This is a genomic window from Streptosporangium pseudovulgare (assembly GCF_014648055.1).
Taxonomy (GTDB): Bacteria; Actinomycetota; Actinomycetes; order Streptosporangiales; family Streptosporangiaceae; genus Streptosporangium; species Streptosporangium pseudovulgare.
This window is the reverse complement of sequence record NZ_BMQJ01000002.1, coordinates 247,026-264,026: the sequence shown is the minus strand read 5'-3', so window position 1 is coordinate 264,026 and position 17,001 is coordinate 247,026. Positions and strand designations below refer to the sequence as shown.

At 74.4% G+C, this 17,001-nt stretch carries 14 protein-coding genes; 10 read left to right on the top strand and 4 right to left on the bottom strand.

The features are described from left to right. Nucleotides 1-50: 50 nt before the first annotated feature. The 4 genes from IEZ10_RS05055 to IEZ10_RS05040 all read right to left on the bottom strand — a co-directional run bounded on the left by IEZ10_RS05055 (nucleotide 51) and on the right by IEZ10_RS05040 (nucleotide 5,410). The gene (locus tag IEZ10_RS05055) at nucleotides 51-1,517 is read right to left on the bottom strand and encodes an MFS transporter (RefSeq protein ID WP_189245282.1); all 1,467 of its coding nucleotides are present in this window, start codon (nucleotides 1,515-1,517) and stop codon (nucleotides 51-53) included. A 253-nt stretch (nucleotides 1,518-1,770) separates the two neighbouring features. Next, nucleotides 1,771-2,727 (bottom strand): cytochrome d ubiquinol oxidase subunit II, encoded by a 957-nt coding sequence (gene cydB, locus IEZ10_RS05050; protein WP_189245281.1) that lies wholly within the window; start codon nucleotides 2,725-2,727, stop codon nucleotides 1,771-1,773. A gap of 13 nt (nucleotides 2,728-2,740) precedes the next feature. Beyond that, nucleotides 2,741-4,162: a cytochrome ubiquinol oxidase subunit I gene (locus IEZ10_RS05045; protein WP_189245280.1), complete on the bottom strand. Its 1,422-nt coding sequence runs from the start codon at nucleotides 4,160-4,162 to the stop codon at nucleotides 2,741-2,743. 369 nt (nucleotides 4,163-4,531) lie between these two features. Continuing rightward, the gene (locus IEZ10_RS05040; RefSeq protein WP_229810969.1) at nucleotides 4,532-5,410 is read right to left on the bottom strand and encodes a polysaccharide deacetylase family protein; all 879 of its coding nucleotides are present in this window, start codon (nucleotides 5,408-5,410) and stop codon (nucleotides 4,532-4,534) included. Between the two features lie 346 nt (nucleotides 5,411-5,756). On the opposite strand from IEZ10_RS05040, the gene IEZ10_RS05035 reads away from it, so the two are divergent. The 10 genes from IEZ10_RS05035 (at nucleotide 5,757) to IEZ10_RS04990 (ending at nucleotide 16,876) form a co-directional block, all read left to right on the top strand. Then, nucleotides 5,757-7,076: an SRPBCC family protein gene (locus IEZ10_RS05035; protein WP_229810968.1), complete on the top strand. Its 1,320-nt coding sequence runs from the start codon at nucleotides 5,757-5,759 to the stop codon at nucleotides 7,074-7,076. A 9-nt stretch (nucleotides 7,077-7,085) separates the two neighbouring features. Next, nucleotides 7,086-8,255 carry a zinc-dependent alcohol dehydrogenase gene (locus IEZ10_RS05030; protein ID WP_189245279.1) on the top strand — a complete coding sequence of 390 codons (1,170 nt, stop codon included), beginning with the start codon at nucleotides 7,086-7,088 and terminating at the stop codon, nucleotides 8,253-8,255. A gap of 223 nt (nucleotides 8,256-8,478) precedes the next feature. Next, on the top strand, nucleotides 8,479-9,204 hold the full coding sequence (locus tag IEZ10_RS05025) for an SRPBCC family protein (RefSeq protein WP_189245278.1): 726 nt from the start codon (nucleotides 8,479-8,481) through the stop codon (nucleotides 9,202-9,204). A 134-nt stretch (nucleotides 9,205-9,338) separates the two neighbouring features. Beyond that, nucleotides 9,339-12,131 carry a Na+/H+ antiporter subunit A gene (locus IEZ10_RS05020; protein ID WP_189245277.1) on the top strand — a complete coding sequence of 931 codons (2,793 nt, stop codon included), beginning with the start codon at nucleotides 9,339-9,341 and terminating at the stop codon, nucleotides 12,129-12,131. Then, nucleotides 12,128-12,943 (top strand): Na(+)/H(+) antiporter subunit C, encoded by an 816-nt coding sequence (locus IEZ10_RS05015; RefSeq protein ID WP_189245276.1) that lies wholly within the window; start codon nucleotides 12,128-12,130, stop codon nucleotides 12,941-12,943. Before IEZ10_RS05020 ends, IEZ10_RS05015 begins: the two co-directional genes overlap by 4 nt. After that, a complete protein-coding gene (locus IEZ10_RS05010) occupies nucleotides 12,943-14,712 on the top strand; it encodes a Na+/H+ antiporter subunit D (protein WP_189245275.1) in 1,770 nt (589 codons plus the stop codon). The genes IEZ10_RS05015 and IEZ10_RS05010 overlap by 1 nt, the downstream gene beginning before the upstream one ends. Continuing rightward, the gene (locus IEZ10_RS05005) at nucleotides 14,709-15,257 is read left to right on the top strand and encodes a Na+/H+ antiporter subunit E (protein WP_189245274.1); all 549 of its coding nucleotides are present in this window, start codon (nucleotides 14,709-14,711) and stop codon (nucleotides 15,255-15,257) included. The genes IEZ10_RS05010 and IEZ10_RS05005 overlap by 4 nt, the downstream gene beginning before the upstream one ends. Beyond that, a complete protein-coding gene (locus IEZ10_RS05000; protein ID WP_189245273.1) occupies nucleotides 15,254-15,517 on the top strand; it encodes an MrpF/PhaF family protein in 264 nt (87 codons plus the stop codon). Before IEZ10_RS05005 ends, IEZ10_RS05000 begins: the two co-directional genes overlap by 4 nt. Before the next feature lie 103 nt (nucleotides 15,518-15,620). After that, nucleotides 15,621-15,947 carry a monovalent cation/H(+) antiporter subunit G gene (mnhG, locus tag IEZ10_RS04995; protein WP_189245272.1) on the top strand — a complete coding sequence of 109 codons (327 nt, stop codon included), beginning with the start codon at nucleotides 15,621-15,623 and terminating at the stop codon, nucleotides 15,945-15,947. A gap of 26 nt (nucleotides 15,948-15,973) precedes the next feature. After that, complete coding sequence (locus tag IEZ10_RS04990) at nucleotides 15,974-16,876, top strand: hypothetical protein (protein WP_189245271.1); 903 nt, start codon at nucleotides 15,974-15,976, stop codon at nucleotides 16,874-16,876. The last annotated feature ends 125 nt before the right edge of the window (nucleotides 16,877-17,001 follow it).

The window sequence follows — 17,001 nt, the reverse complement described above, 5'->3', positions numbered from 1 at the left end:
GCCCGGGCCGTACGGTCCGTGGACAGGGGTGCGGGAGCGGGGGAGCGGTGTCAGGAGTCGCCCGCGGGGCCCGGCCGGGGCCCGGCGTCGTCCCGTGCGGAGGTCCCGTCCCCGTCGGGACCCGGGCCGCTGTCCGGTGCGGGGGCCGATGCGGGGCCGGAGGCGGGGTCGTCCGCCGGGACGGGCCGCTCGGTCACCGGGATCCCGGCCGCCGCCTCTCCGATCAGCGGAACCTCCTCCGCCGCCTCCCCGGCCGCCCGGTCCTCCGTCCCGGGCCCGTCCGGGTCCGGGACCGGCGGCAGGTCGCGCATGGTGCGCAGCGGGGAGAGCACCGGCGGCACCACCGCCAGCACGGTGATCGCCACGACCACCCACAGCGTGGCGCGGGCGCCGAACTGCTCGCCCAGCAGGCCGCCGGCCAGGCCGCCGAGGGGCAGCGTGCCCCACACCAGGAAGCGCATGGTGGCGTTCATCCGGCCGAGCATGCGCTCGGGGGTGACGCTCTGGCGGAAGGTGACCTGGCCGACGTTGTAGAGCACCACGCCGATCGACTGGACGAACGCGCCGATCGCGAACAGCGAGATCCGCCAGCCGGGCTCGGTCAGCGGCACCAGGGCGGTGAACGGCGTCGTCACCATGATGGACAGCCAGATGATCCGGGCCGAGCCGACCCGGCGGCTCATCGGCCCCACGAGCGCCGCGCCGGTCAGGCCGCCGACGGACACCACCGAGAACAGCACGCCGATCGCGCCGGGGGACAGGCCGACCACCCGGGTCAGGAAGATCATCTCGACGGCGGCCATCATGCCGTTGGCGAAGTTCGCCATGGCGGTGGAGGCGGCGATCAGCCGCAGGATGCGGTGGGAGGCCACGTACCGCAGGCCCTCGCCGATCTCCTTCAGCAGCCCCCGCCGCTCGCTGCGGGCCGGCACCTGCTCGGTGGCGTCGATCCGCCCCAGCATCAGCGCCGAGCCCAGGAAGCTGACGGCGTCCAGCACCACCGCGATCGGCGCGGTGAGCAGCTGGATCAGCCCGCCGCCGACGGCCGGGCCGGCGATCTGCGCCGAGTTGCGGACGATCTCCAGCTTGGCGTTGCCGTCCATCAGGCGGTCCCTGCCGACCAGGCTCGGCAGGTAGCTCTGGTAGGCGACGTCGAAGAAGACCGTGGCCAGGCCCGAACCGAGCGCCACGGCGTACAGCTGGGGCAGGCTCAGCGCGCCGAACCACCAGGCGAGCGGCACCGAGGCCAGCAGCACGGCCCGGACCAGGTCGGCGGAGACCAGGATCCGCCGGCGCGGCATCCGGTCCACCCACACCCCGGCCGGCAGCCCGACCAGCAGGAAGGCCGCCGTCTGCGCGGCGGCCAGCAAGCCGGTCTCGAACTCGCTCGCGTGCAGCGCGAGCACCGCGACCAGTGGCAGTGCGAGGTTGCTGACTTGCGTGCCGATCTGACTGATCGTGTCCGCTCCGAACAGGAGCGAGAAGTTCCGGTGCCGGAACAGGCTGGGGGTGGTCACCGAGGCATGTTTGCGATCTTTTCACTGGAAGTCAATGCCTCTGTTTCCCAACTCCACCGGCCGGAGAATGTCAGATCTCGCAGTGATAACGGCGGCCGTCGCGGGCACGGAAACGACCACGGCCGCGGTGGCGGCCGTGGTCACGGTGTTCCGGTGCGGAGCCGGTGGGACGGCGGGCGGGGAGGACGGCGCGCCGTCCGTTGTCAGGACACCCGGTCCCGCGCGGTCCCGCCGGGAGGCTTGAGCCCGGGTCTCAGACCCGGACCGGGGCCTCGGGCCGGGAGACCTCGGCGACCAGGCGCTTGCGGAACACCCAGTAGGTCCACCCCTGGTAGCCGAGCACGAACGGCAGCGCGATCAGGCCGATCCAGGTCAGCATGCCCAGCGTGTAGGGGCCCGAGGCGGCCTCGGCGATGGTCATGCCCGGCATGGGGGCCGCGGACAGGGTGGTGAACAGCGCGGCGCCGGTCAGGACGATGGCGGAGGCGGTGGCGGTGAACGCCCAGCCGTCCCTGCCCCGCCAGGTCAGCGCGACCCCCGCGGCCAGGACGGCGACCGCGGCCAGCGCGCACGCCCACGGCCACGGCGCCGAGGCCCAGGCGGTGCCCGCCGGGGGGATGCCCGGCAGCGCCACCACGGCGGCGGGCAGCGCCACCACCGAGGCGGCCATCGCGGCGCGGCGGGCGCGGGCCCGCACCGGGCCGGTGGTCTTCAGGGCGACGAAGACCGCGCCGTGCAGGGCGAACAGCGAGAGCGAGAGGACGCCGCCGACCAGCGCGGCGACCGCGCTGCCCCGCAGCAGGTCGGCGAAGACGGCGCCCCACAGGAAGGCGGGGAGCGCGCTGCCCACCACGATGCCCAGGTCGCACCAGCGGCGGTCCGCGGCGTGGTGCACCTTGCCCCGCCACTCCAGGCCGACGCCGCGCACGATCAGCCCGACCAGGACCAGCACGAGCGGCAGGTAGAACTCGCTGAGCAGGCCGGCGTACCAGGCGGGGAACGCGGCGAACATCGCGCCGACCGCGGTGATCAGCCACACCTCGTTGCCGTCCCAGACCGGGCCGATGGTGCCGAGCACCTGCTTGCGCTCGGCCTCGTTCCGCGACAGCGCCGGGGCCAGCATGCCGACGCCGAAGTCGAAGCCCTCCAGGACGAAGAAGCCGGTCCACAGGAAGGCGATGACGATGAACCAGAAGGTCGTCAGTTCCATGTGCGTTGTCCGCTCAGTACATCAGGGTCGGCTGGAGCAGGGCGGTGCGGTCCTCGTCGCCGTCGCGCGAGGGCGGCGTGAGGGGGCCGGGGGCGGCGGGCTCGGGTCCCGCCTTGACGTGACGGACCAGCAGTACGGCCTCGGCCAGGGCGAGCGCGCCGTACAGGATCGTGAAGACCGCCAGGGAGATGGCGACCTCGGCGAGGCTGACGCCGGGGGAGACGCTCGCGGCGGTGAGCAGTTCGCCCTGGACGGTCCAGGGCTGGCGGCCGATCTCGCCGAGCAGCCAGCCGGCGGTCATCGCGAGGGTCGGCAGCGGCAGGGCCAGCAGGCAGGCGCGGGCGAACCAGGCGGGCAGCGGGCGCGGGCGCGGGTCGCGGCGGCGCCGGCGGGTCAGCCACAGGCCGAGGACCGACAGGGCCACGGTCGCCATGCCGAAGACGATCATCACGCGGAAGGACCAGTAGACGACGGGCAGGTTGGGGATGTAGTCGGCCGGGCCGAACTGCTGGGCGTAGGCGGCCTGCAGGTCGTCGGTGCCCCGGATGACGGCGTCGATGTCGCCGGTGGCCAGGAAGCTGAGGACGTTGGGCAGCTCGACCCCGGGAACGGGGGAGAACGGCGCGCCCGCGGTGCTGTGCCGGAGCCCTTCGGCGGCGGCCAGCTTCATCGGCTGCTGCTCGTTCAGGAGCTTGGCGGACGTGTCGCCGGTGAAGGCGACGACGGCGCCGGCGATCGCCGTCATGACCAGCGCGGCGCGCATCGGCGTGCGCCACATGCCCTCCTGGCCGCGCCGCACGGGGTCGAGGCGCCGCTCGCGCAGGATGCGGTAGCCGCAAACGGCCAGCACGAACCCGCCGGCGACGATGAACGCCGCGCCGACCACGTGGGGAACCTGGGCGAGGGCGGTGGGGTTGGTGAGCACGGCCCACAGGTCCGTCATGCGGGCCCGGCCGCCGACCACCTCGTAGCCGACCGGGTGCTTCATCCAGGCGTTGGCGGCGAGGATGAAGTAGGCCGAGAGGTTGGAGCCGATCACCGCCGCCCAGATGGTGGCGAGGTGGACGCGCTTGGGAAGCCGGTCCCACCCGAAGATCCACAGACCCAGGAACGTCGACTCCAGGAAGAACGCCAGCAGCGCCTCCAGCGCCAGCGGGGCGCCGAAGACGTCGCCGACGAAGACGGAGTACTCACTCCAGTTCATCCCGAACTGGAACTCCTGCACGATGCCGGTCACCACGCCCATCGCGAAGTTGATCAGGAAGAGCTTCCCGAAGAACTTGGTGAGCGTCAGGTAGCGCTCCTGACCGGTGCGGTGCCAGGCGGTCTGCAGACCGGCCACGAAAACACCCAGGCCGATGGTCAGGGGTACGAAAAGAAAGTGGTAGACGGTGGTGATTCCGAACTGCCACCGCGCCAGGTCCAGTGCGTCCATCTTCCCCTCACGGGTCAAAGCTCTACGAGCCGTAGTGCTACCCCTAGTAGTACTACAAGCTGTAGAGCAAGGAGGGGCGCCGGCGCCGCGAGCTGATGCGATCTTCGTCACATGGCCCGATCCGGACCGCACTCCGGATCGGGCCGAGATCGCCCCCTCCGGCCCGCGGCGCCGGTCCTCCCCTGCGCGACGCCGGGGAACCGTTCCCCGGCGGCCCGGCGGGACGGGACCACTGCCCCGTTCCGCCGGGCGCGCTCCGGGCCGCAGGGCCCCGGGGCGCGCTGGGTCCATGCTGGCGCCGCGGGGGCGGGCGGCGCGTCAGCCGCCCGGGGGATTTCCGGGTACGCCGGTCGGTGGACCCCGAGGGGATCAGGGCCGGCGGCCCGCGGCCTCCAGGTACGCGTGGAGGTTGCCGAGCTCGAAGCCCCGGCGCTGGATCTTCCTGACCAGGACGCGGAAGTCGCGGGACAGGTTCGGCCGGAAGTGCAGCAGCAGCACGTCGCCGGGGCGGAGCTTCTTGTCCGGCACCTGGTAGGCGATCTTCCCGCCCGGCTGCACGGTCGCCGTCCAGAGCAGCAGCGCGTCCATGCCGCACGCCTTGGCCGCCCTGCGCGTCAGGGTGTTGAAGCTGCCGAACGGCGGGCGGAACAGCCTGGGCGCCTCGCCGACGTGTTTCCGGACCAGCTTGGCGGTGCCGCAGATCTCCGCCTTCTGCCGCTCGTAGCCGAGCGTGGGCATGTTGGGATGGGTCAGCGTGTGGTCCTCGATCGTCGCCCCCGCCTCGCGCAGGTCGCGCACGTAGTCCCACTTCCCGGCGCCGAGGTACCTGCCTCCCTGGGCGGTCGGGTCGGTCGCGCCCCTGGCCTCGACGGCGTCGCGGGTGACGAAGGCCGCGATCGGGATCCGCTGCTCGCGGACCTGCGCCAGGAACCCGGGGTCCTGCTCCCAGCCGTCGTCGATGGTGAGGAAGACGACCTTCCGCTTGGTGGGGATGGAGCTGATCACGGGCGGCAGCCCGTCGGCGGGCGTGGGGATCCGGTCCACCTCACCCGGCGCGGGCAGTGCCCCGGGCGGCCCCGAGGGGGACGGCGAGGCGGATTCGGCGGGGGAGGAGGCGCGGGCGGCGCTCTCCCGGCCGCCCGCCGCGTCGTCGTCCGCGCCCGTGTTCCTCTGGCCGCAGCCCGTGCCCGCCGTCACGACCGCGAGCACGACCGCCGCCCCGGCCATCCATGATCTCCCCGATGCCATGGCGCACCATCCTGCCAGGGGCCGGGGACCGGTCGTCACAGAAATCGCCATATGAGGCATTTATCGGAAATGAGGGATTACGTCTCCCGGAGGGGCCGGCCGGGGTCGGCGGAGAGTCCGGCGATGTTGGGATCTCCTGACCCATTCCGGGCCGGGGAATCAGTGTCTTCCCATGTCAGGAGGGGTAATACCTGCGGTTACCGGGAGGTTCGCCACCGGCCGTTCCCGCCTGCCGGGCCGCGCCGGACGGTGGCCGCGCCGGAGCGGTCCGGCCGCCGGAAGCGGCCGCGGGACCGAGCCGCCGGGGGACCGGGAACGGAGAAGCGACCAGCCATGCGAGGACCACATGACCCATGAAGAAAAGCACACCGCCGACCCTCTCGCCCGCGTGCTGGGCTGGGCCGGCATCGGCCTGGGCCTGGCGCACATCGTCGCGCCGAAGACCGCCGGCCGGGTCTACCGGAGGCTGGCGCCGACGGGTGGGCGGGAGTTCATCCAGGCCATGCCGATGATGGGCGGCACGTCCGGCCGCGGCCTGCGGCGGAGGCTCATGCCCACCGGCGGCCGGGAGTTCCTGCACGCCATCCCGTCGCCGGGAGCGGGAGGCATGCTCCGCGGGCTGCCGATGGCGGGCGGCCGGGGGCTTCCCCGCGGGCTGCGGCGGGCGCTGGCGCCGACCGGCGGGCGGGAGTTCCGGCACGTGATCCCGCCGCCCGGGGCGCGGGACCTGCTCCACATGACGCCGCCCGGCACCGGCCGGGGCATCGCCGGCCGGATCCGTACGATGCTGGCGCCGACCGGCCGGCGGGAGTTCCTGCACGTGATCCCGTACCCGGGAGGCCGCGGGCACGCCCACGGGATGGGGGACCACCACCGCATGGGCGGCATGAGGCGCATGATGGCGCCGGGCCACGGCATGGGCGGCATGAGGCGGATGATGGCGCCGGGCCACGGCATGGGCGGCATGAGGCACATGATGGCGCCGGGCCGCATGAAGGCCGGCCGGGGCCGGCGTGGCGGCGGCGCGGGCGGCCGCATCGGGGCCCTCACGGCGGCCACCGGGCTCGCCGTCGCCGTGTACGCCGCGGCGCGGGCCGGCCGGCGCGGCACGGCCGCCCGGGAGCGGCAGGGCCGTGAGCTGGGCGAACGGGTCCGGGACCTGCGGGCGGCGGTGACGATCAACCATCGCCGCGAGGAGGTGTACCGGTACTGGCGCGACTTCGGGCACCTTCCGCGGTTCATGACGCACCTGGAGTCGGTGGAGGTGATCGGGGACGGGCGGTCGCACTGGACGGCGCGGGGACCGGCGGGCAAGAGCGTGCAGTGGGACGCGGAGATCACCGAGGACCGCCCGGGCGAGCTGATCTCGTGGCGGTCCACGGGACGGGCGACGGTGCCCAACAGCGGGACGGTGCGGTTCACCGACGCCCCGGGCGGCCGGGGCACCGAGGTGCGGGTGAGCCTGCGGTACGACCCGCCGGGCGGCAAGGCGGGACTCGCGCTGGCCCGGCTGCTGGGCGAGCACCCCGAGCAGCAGGTCCGTGACGACCTGCGCCGGTTCAAGCAGGTCCTGGAGACCGGGGAGGTGGTGCGGTCCGAGGGCAGCCCGGAGGGCACCCGCGCGCTCCGGCAGGCCGTACAGCGTCCCGCCCAGCCGGTGGGGTGAGGGGGAGACATGAAAGCCACATGCTGGATGGGCCGCAACACCGTCGAGGTCCGGAACGTCCCGGACCCGGGGATCGTCAACGCCCGCGACGCCGTCGTCCGCGTCACCTCGACCGCGATCTGCGGCTCGGACCTGCACCTGTACGACGGGTACGTGCCGACGATGAAGAAGGGCGACATCCTCGGCCACGAGTTCATGGGCGAGGTGGTGGAGGTGGGCCCGCAGGTGCGCAACCTGAGGGTCGGCGACCGGGTGGTCGTCCCCTTCCCGATCGCCTGCGGCAACTGCCTGTCCTGCCAGAACGGCATGTACTCGGTGTGCGAGAACTCCAACCCCAACGCGGGCGTGGCGGAGAAGCTCATGGGCCACTCCCCGGCGGGGATCTTCGGCTACTCGCACATGCTCGGCGGCTACGCCGGGGGCCAGGCGGAGTACGCCAGGGTTCCCTTCGCCGATGTGGGGCCGATCAAGGTCGAGGACGGCCTGCCGGACGAGAAGGTGCTGTTCCTGTCCGACATCCTGCCCACCGGCTGGATGGGCGCGGAGATGTGCGAGATCAAACCCGGAGACGTCGTCGCCATCTGGGGGGCCGGCCCGGTCGGCCAGCTCGCGGCCGTCAGCGCCCGCTTGATGGGCGCCGAGCGGGTCATCTGCATCGACCGCCTCCCCTACCGGCTGCACCACGCCGAGCGCGCGGGCGCCGAGACGCTCAACTACGAGGAGGTCGACGTCCTGGAGGCGCTGCGGGACATGACCGCCGGCCGTGGCCCGGACGCCTGCATCGACGCCGTCGGCATGGAGGCCCACCACGGCAACCCGGCCATGTACGCCTACGACCGCACCAAGCAGGCGACCCACCTGGAGACCGACCGGCCGTACGCCCTGCGCCAGGCGATCCTGGCCTGCCGCAACGGCGGGACCGTCTCGGTGATCGGCGTCTACGGCGGCTTCGTCGACAAGTTCCCGATGGGCGCGATCATGAACCGGTCGCTGACCCTGAAGGCCGGCCAGTGCCACGTGCAGCGGTACATGAGGCCGCTGATGGACCGGATCCGCAACGGCGACCTCGATCCCAGCTTCGTGATCAGCCACCGCATGCGGCTGGAGGACGCCCCGCAGGCCTACGAGATGTTCAAGAACAAGGAGAACGAGTGCAACAAGGTCGTCCTGACCGCCTAGCGCTCTGACCTGGGCCCACCGGCCCGGCGAGAAGGTCCCGGCCACGACGCCGGACGCTCCCGGCCGGTGGGCCCCCGCACGCCGGGCGGGCGGCTCGCCGCCGATCGCCCGCCACGCCGACGGCACGTGTCGCCCTACCGGCGCGGCGGGCGGATGCCTACAGTGCTGGGTTGACGTCCTCCCCACGGCTGAGGCCCGGGGTCTCCGCGCCGGAAGGAACCTGATGAAGGTCGCAGGCAGTGCCGTGCTCGGCATCGACAGGGACCGCGTGTGGTCCGCGCTCCAGGACCCGGCCGTGCTCGTGCGCACGATCCCGGGCTGCGAGCGCCTGGAGGAGACGGGGCCCGGCGCCTACCGGATGACGGTCACCGCCGGGGTCGCCTCGATCAAGGGCGTCTACCAGGGGGAGGTGACGCTGACCGACCCCGACGCGCCGAAGCGGTTCGTGCTCCGGGCCCGGGGGCAGGGTGCCCCCGGCACGGTCGACGCCACCGTCGAGATCCGCCTCAGCGACGCCGGGGACGGCACCAGGGTCGACTACGACGCCGAGGCGGTGGTCGGCGGCATGATCGGGGGTGTCGGCCAGCGCGTGCTCGGCTCGGTGGCGAAGAAGACCGCGGGCGAGTTCTTCTCCGCCGTCGAAAGCCACCTCTCCGCTCCCGCGATCGGAGCCGCCGGGGCCGCCGGAGCCGCCGGGGCCGCCGGGGCCGTGGCGGCCGTCCCGGGGACCGTCGCGGTCCCCGCCCAGGCCGGCCCGGCGGCCCTCACCGAAGAGGCGGCCCAGGCCGGGCCGCGGGTCTACGAGCGTCCCGCCGTCCGGCCCGCCCCGCGATCCGCCGCGGCCGGCCCCGCCTGGCCGGTCCTCGCCGCGTTCGGGATGGGCGCCGGGGTCGCGCTCGGCAGCGCGGTGATCGGCTGGCTGCTGGGCCGCGCCGGCCACCGCCGCTGAGCCGTACCCGGCGGGGCCTCATGCCCCGGTGAAGGGCCGGGGCTTTTCCCGTCAAGGGGCCGCGCGCCCGTACGGCGGCGCGGCGGATCCGGTGGCACCGTCGGACTGTCGGCCGACGACGGGCCCGGGAGACCATGGAGCCGCTGCTGATCCTGCACGCCGTCGCGGCGGTGTGCGCCCCGGCCCTGGTTCGCCGGTTCGGCCGCGACGCCTTCCTCGTGCTCGCCCTGCCGCCCGCGTGCGGGTTCGCCTACACGCTGTGGGCCGTCGTCACGGGCACGCCCGTCGCCTCGCACCACGACTGGGCGCCCGCGCTGGGGCTGGGCCTGTCCTTCCGCGCCGACGCGCTGAGCCTGCTGATGATGACGCTGGTCACCGGGATCGGCGCGCTGGTGCTGCTGTACTGCTCCCGCTACTTCTCCGCCGGAGAGGAAGGGCTCGGCAGGTTCGGCGGGGCGCTGGTGGCCTTCGCCGGGGCCATGCTCGGCCTGGTGGCCGCCGACGACCTGCTCCTGCTGTACGTGTTCTGGGAGCTGACCACCCTCTTCTCCTACCTGCTGATCGGCCAGGACCCGGCGAGCCGGGCCGGGCGCCGGGCCGCGCTGCAGGCGCTCACCGTCACCACCTTCGGCGGGCTGGCCATGCTCGCCGGGTTCGTCATGCTGGGCGAGGCGGCCGGCACCTACCGGATCTCGCAGCTCGTCGCGCACCCCCCGGCCGGCGGGACGGTGCCCGCCGCGCTGGCGCTCGTCATGACCGGGGCGCTGTCGAAGTCGGCGATCTTCCCGTTCAGCATGTGGCTGCCCGCCGCGATGGCCGCGCCGACCCCGGTCTCGGCCTACCTGCACGCCGCGGCGATGGTCAAGGCCGGCGTCTACCTGCTGGCCAGGCTCAGCCCGGCCTTCGGCGAGGCGGTTCCGTGGCGGGTGGCGGCCGTGTCGCTCGGCCTGCTCACGATGGTGCTGGGCGGCTGGCGGGCCCTGCGCGAGAACGACCTCAAACGGCTGCTCGCCTACGGCACGGTGAGCCAGCTCGGCTTCCTGACCGTGCTGTTCGACACCGCCACCCGCGGCGCCGCGCTCGCGGGCGCCGCCATGCTGGGCGCGCACGCCCTGTTCAAGGCGTCGCTGTTCCTGGTCGTCGGGATCGTCGACCACGCGGCCGGCACCCGGGACCTGCGCGAGCTGAGCGGCCTGCGGCGCTCGGCGCCCTGGCTGTGCGCGGTCGCGACGGCCGCCGCGGCCTCCATGGCGGGCCTGCCGCCCTTCTTCGGGTTCTCCGCCAAGGAGGCGGCCTTCGAGTCGCTGCTCGGCGGCGGGCTCGGCCGGTCGGCGACGCTGGCCGGGGTGGTGCTCGGCTCGGCGCTGACCGCCGCCTACAGCCTGCGCTTCCTCACCGGGGCCTTCGGGAGCCCGCCGGGCAGGGAGCCGACCCCGCTCGCCCCCTACGGCGCCGCGACGTTCCTGCCGCCCGCCCTGCTCGCCGTGCTCGGACTGGCCGCCGCCCCCTTCGCCTCCTGGTACGGCCGGGCCATGGACCCCTACACCGCCACCTTCGCCGTCCCCGGCCACGACGCCCACCTCGCGCTGTGGAGCGGCGCGCCCGTCCCGCTGCTGCTGTCCGCCGCCGCCCTGGCCGCGGGCGCGCTGCTCTTCGCCGCCGGGGACAGGGGGGCGCGGGCCGGACGGCTGCTGCGCACGATCGACTCCGGCCGGGTCTACTGGGCGCTCGTGCGGGGCACGAACCGCTTCGCCGGGCAGCTCACCGGCGTCGTCCAGCGCGGCTCCCTCCCCGACTACCTCATGATCGCGTTCGCCACCCTGGCGGGCATCGCGGCCTTCGCGCTGCTGCACGGACCGGTCACCACCGCGGGACCGGTCGTCGTCCTGTGGAAGCGCGCCGAGCAGCCCGTCGTCGGGGTCCTCCTCGCCGCCACGGCCGTCCTGGCCCCGTTCGCCCGCTCCCACATCGTGCTCGCGCTGCTGGTCGGGCTGACCGGGTACGGCACCGCGCTGCTGTTCCTCGCCCACGGCTCACCCGACCTGGCGATGACCCAGCTCCTCGTCGAGACGCTGAGCCTGGTGGCGTTCGTGCTGGTGCTGCGCAGGCTCCCGATCGTCCCGGAGGAGGAGCAGCGGCCCAGGGTGCCGCCGGCCGTACGCGCCGCGCTCGGGCTGGTCACCGGCCTCGTGGCGGCCGGTGCGGGGGTGCTGGCGGTCAACGCGCGGTCGGAGACGCCGATCGGGACGCTGCTGGCCGGTCCGGCGGAACGGTCGGGGGCCACCAACATCGTCAGCGCGCTGCTGGTGGACATCAGGGCCTGGGACACCCTCGGGGAGACCACCGTCCTCGTCGTCCTCACCCTGGGGGTGACCAGCCTGGTCTTCCTGCGCCGCCGCACGTACGCGCTGGAGCGGCCACCGGCCGGGCACCGCAGGCCACCGGGCCGGACCTACTGGCTGACGGCGACCCTGCCGCCCGGCGAACGGGCCGCCGTCCTGGAGGTCGTGGCGAGGATGATCTTCCACACCCTGCTGCTCGTCTCGGTCTTCCTGCTGTTCACCGGGCACGGCTCGGTGGGCGGCGGATTCGCCGGCGGCATCGTGGCCGGGCTCTCCCTGGTCGTCCGCTACCTCGCCGGAGGCCGTTACGAGCTGGCCGTCGCCGCGCCGACCGGCGCCGGGGTGCTGATGGGACTGGGCCTGCTGCTGTCGGTGGCGACCGCGGCCCTGGGCATGGCGTTCGGCGGCGCGCCGCTGCGCGCGTTCTCCGCCGACCTGGCCGTCCCGCTGGTCGGGAAGGTCCACCTGTCCACCGTGCTGCTGTTCGACCTCGGGATCTACCTGACGGTGCTCGGCATGGTGCAGGACATCCTGCGCAGCCTGGGCGCCGAACTGGACCGGCAGATCGAGGAGGAGGCCCGGTGAGCGTCCCGCTGCTGCCGATCGCCGCCTCCGCGACGCTGGTCGCGGCCGGCGCGTCGCTCCTCCTGGAACGCAGCCTGGTGCGGCTGCTGGCCGGCGTCATCCTCCTCGGCAACGGGGTGAACCTGCTGATCGTCACGGTCTCCGGCCCGCCGGGGGACCCGCCGATCCTCGGCAGGTCCGCCCCCGGCCGGATGGCCGACCCGCTGCCGCAGGCCATGGTGCTCACCTCCATCGTGATCACCATGGGCGTCACCGCGTTCCTGCTGTCCATGGTCCACCGGTCCTGGCAGCTCACCGGCGGCGACGAGGTGCAGGACGACACCGAGGACCGCCGGGTGCGGCTGCGCTCCCAGCGCGGCGAGATCGCCGAGGCGGTGCGCGAACGGCGGAGGGCCTACCGCGGGCTGGTCGCCGGGCAGCGCGCCGAGCTGGTTCGCCTGAACGCCGCCCGGCACGAACGTGAACGCCGGGCGGCCCGGGAGATGCGGCGGCGGATCGACGAGACCGGCGCCGAGCTCGACCGCTGGGTCCGCGAGCACGGGGAGGCGCTGCCCCCCGAGCGGGTCGCCGAACGACGTGCCGAGGCCCGGCGCGCCGAGGAGGAGTCCCGGCGCGAACGCCACGAGCGGGTCCGCCGGATCCGCGAGGACTTCGCCCGCAGGGAGCGGGAGCTCGCCGAACACGAACGGGAGGTCCGCGAGCGGCTGAAGGTCCGCCGCCGCGAGGCCCGGAAGCAGATGCGGGCCGCCATCCGGGCCGACCGGGCCCGGCAGGCCAGGGCCGAGGACCCGGACCTGGAGGGCGACGACTGATGGAGTCGCTGGTCCCCGTGCCCGTGGTGCTGCCGCTGCTGGCCGCCGCCCTGAAGCTGGCCATCGGCGGCCGGCTGCGCCGGACCCAGGCGTTCATCAGCGTGGGCACCCTCGCGGTCGTGCTGGCGGTGTCGCTGGTCCTGCTGGTGGCGGCCGACCGGCAGGGGCCGCTGGTGACGAACGCCGGGGGCTGGCCGGCGCCGTTCGGCATCTCGCTGGTCGCCGACCGGCTCGCCACCGTCATGCTGACGGTCTCCTCGGCGGTGACGCTGTGCGTGATGGTCTTCTCGCAGGCGCAGGCGTACGCCGACCAGGAGCAGGCCGCCCCGCTGGCGATCTTCCACCCGGCCTACCTGATCATGTCCGCCGGCGTGTCCGACGCGTTCCTGACCGGGGACCTGTTCAACCTCTTCGTCGCCTTCGAGATGCTGCTCAGCGGGTCGTACGTGCTGCTCACCTTCGGCGGGACGGAGTCGCGGGTCCGGGCGGGCGCCACCTACGCGGTGGTGGCCCTGGTGTCGTCGATGCTGTTCCTGGTCGCCATCGCGGTGACCTACGGCGCGACCGGCACCGTCTCCATGGCCCAGCTCGCCGAGCGGTTCACGCCGCTGCCGGGCTCGGTGAGGCTGCTGGTGGAGCTGACGCTGCTGCTGGTCTTCGTGGTCAAGGCCGCGGTCTTCCCGATGTCGGGGTGGCTGCCCGACTCCTACCCGACCGCGCCCGCACCGGCGACGGCGCTGTTCGCCGGGCTGCTGACCAAGGTCGGCGTCTACTCGATCATCCGGCTGGAGGCGCTGCTGTTCCCCGGCGGCCCGGTGGGCGGCCTGCTGATGTGGGCGGCGCTGGCCACCATGCTGCTGGGGGTGCTCGGGGCGGCCGCCCAGACCGACATCAAGCGGATGCTCTCCTTCACCCTGGTCAGCCACATCGGCTACATGGTCTTCGGCGTCGCGCTCTTCTCCGTCGGCGGGATGGCCGGCGCGGTCCTCTACGCCGTCCACCACATCACCGTGCAGACCAGCCTGTTCCTGGTGGCCGGGATGATCGAGCGCCGCACCGGCACCACCTCGGTGGACCGCCTGGGCGGGCTGCTGGGCCTCGCACCGCTGATCTCGGTGCTCTTCTTCGTCCCCGCGATGAACCTCGCCGGAATCCCCCCGATGTCGGGTTTCCTGGGCAAGCTGGCGCTGGTCCGGGCGGGGGTGGCCGACGGGAGCCCGGTGGCGCTGACCCTGGTCGCAGGGGGGCTGGTGACCAGCCTGCTGACCCTGTACGCGGTGGCCATGACGTGGAACAGGGCGTTCTGGCGGACGCCGCCGCCGGACGTGGCCGGGGCGGGCACCGTACTGGAGGGGGAGGAGACCCCCGAAGACGCGGAGGGCTCCGGGGGCGCGGAGGGTTCCGAGGACGCGGAGTCCCCGGAAGGCGCGGGGGGATCCGAGGGGGCGGGTGACCCCGGGGAGCGCGGCGGACCCGGCGGACCCGGCGGACCCGGCGGTCCCGGTGGCCCGGACGGTCCCGGTGAGGCCCGCGGCCCCGGTGCGGCAGGCGCGGGCCGGGCGCGGGGCACCGAGGGGATCACCGGCCGGGAGATCGTCACCAGCGTGCGGATGCCGCCCCCGATGATCGGCGCCACGGCCGCGCTGGTGGCGCTGGGCCTCTCCTACACCGTGCTGGCCGGGCCGCTGAGCGCGTTCACCGTACGGACCGCCGCGGAGCTGCTGGCCCGCCGGCCGTACATCTCGGCCGTCCTGGGGAGCGGCCGGTGAGCCGGCCGGACGGCGACCGCGCGCCCCGGCTGTTCGGCAGGCCCGTCCCGCCCCGCACGGTGGCCTGGCTGACGGTGGTCTGGCTGCTGCTGTGGGGCGAGCTGAGCGTCGCCAACGTCCTGGGCGGGCTGCTCGCCGCGCTGGCCGTCGTCTGGCTGCTGCCGCTTCCGGCCCGTAAGCCCGCGCTGCGGATCCACCCGGCCCGGCTGCTGGTCTTCCTGGCCGTCTTCGCCGCCGACCTGGTGATCTCCAGCGCCCGGGTCGCGTTCTGGGCGCTGCGCTTCGGCACGGTGCCGCCGATGGAGATCGTCGAGGTACGGCTGCGCACCTCCTCGGAGGTGATGGCGGTGCTGACCGTGGTGGCGCTGTCGGCGCTGCCCGGCAGCCTCGTGCTGGAGGCCCGCCTGGCGGACGGGGAACTGATCCTGCACGTCCTCGGGCTCACCGGGGACGTGCAGGGGAGGACGCGGGAGGACGTGGCGAAGCTGGAGGCGCGCATCGTGGCGGCCTTCGGCACCACCGCCGACAGGGAGGAGCTGCGATGACGGCGATGGTGTACCCGGTGGTGCTGGCGCTGCTCGGCGGCGCGGCGGCGATGACGCTGTACCGGCTGGTGCGCGGCCCGTCCATGCTGGACCGCGCGATCGCCCTGGACGTGCTGACCGCCGTGGTGATGTGCGCGATCGGCGCGGCGGCGGTCGCGCGCGGCCAGTACTCGGCGCTGCCGCTGCTGCCGGTGCTGACCCTGCTGGGGTTCGTCGGATCGGTCTCGCTGGCCAGGTTCTTCGCCGGGCGGGCCCGGTGACGGCGGCCGGACGCCCGGCGGTCCTCGCCGCGGCGACCACCGCGGGGGTCGCGACAGAGACCGCGGCCGGGGCCGCAGCCGGTTTCTCCGCCGGGCGGACGCGGTGAACGCCCTGGACGTCGCCGCCACGGTGTGCCTGCTGCTGGGTGCCGCGCTGGCGTTCGTCGCCGGGGTGGGGATGGTCCGCTTCCCGGCCACCCTCGCCCGCATGCACGCCGCGACCAAACCCCAGGTGCTCAGCCTGCACCTGGTGCTGCTGGCCATGTGGCTGCACCGCCCCACCTGGGCGACCGCCGGGCCGCTGCTGCTGGCCGCGGTCTTCCAGGTCATCACCGCCGCGGTGGCCGCCTACATGGTCGGCCGCGCCGCCTACCGCGGCGGCGGACCCGAGGACGGCACGGCCATCCCGGCCGGGGAGCCTCGCGCCTGAGGGTCCCCCGGCGTAACGTGGCGGGTATGCGGGAGGCACGTGCGGAGGATGCCCGGACCGAGGCCAGAAGGCTCGTCACGAGCCTGCTGGGCACGGAGCGGCCCCAGGCCGGCGCCCTGCTCCGCGAGGCGGAGACGGCGCTGGGGGCCGGTCGTGTCGAACACTGCGTGGAGCTGGCACGTGGAGCGCCGCTCACCCGCCGCTCCACCGAGCTCTCGGCGGTGGCCGCCCTGCTGGTCGGCACCCGCGATCTGGGGGAGGAGTGGTGGCGGCGGCCCCGCGGCGACAAGCTGCCCGCGCCCGACGAGGCGCTGGCGGCCGCGACCGCCATCGACCCGTGGACCGACCTGACCGTGCTGGAGATGCTCGCCGCCTGGATCGCCGACGATGCCGCCGACGAGGTGTGGGGCCCGCCCGCGGCGTCGGCCGACCTGAACTCCTGGCAGGCCGAGGACCGCGTCGGCCTGCCGCCGGACGCCGAGCCCGGCCGGCGCTTCGTCGTCTCCTTCGACGCGGGCGGCCGGCTCGACGCGCTGGTGGTCAGACGCCCCGACGGCGAGCTGGGCTCCAACCTCGACTTCGCCTCCCTGCGCTACTCCCGCCCCGCCGAGGCCCAGTGGAGCTGGGGCGTGGCGGCCGGCCTCGGCCCGCACCGGCTGGAGGAGGACCCCGACCCCTACGCCGATCCCGTCGACGATGACGCCGCCCGGACCCTGCGCGCCTGGGCCCTGGACAACGGCGCCTCCGCGCGGCAGGCCGGCGAGCCGTGGCGGACCAGGGGCGACGTGGTGGCCGCGGTCGACCGGGTCGACTGGATGTGGCGCAGCGGCGAGTGGTTCGCCTGGTGGCGGGCGGTGTCCGCGCTGGTCGACGGCGACGCCGACCGGCTCGCCGCCCGTCTGGAGGACATCGCCGACGACTCCCGTTAGCGTTCGCCGCTCCCGTCCGTCCGGCGGTCCGGGGTCACGCGGGGTACGGCCGGCCCGGGGCCGCGTCCGATCCGGCGGCTTCAGCGGCTTCAGCGGCTTCAGCGGTTTCGGCGGTCCGGGGCCGG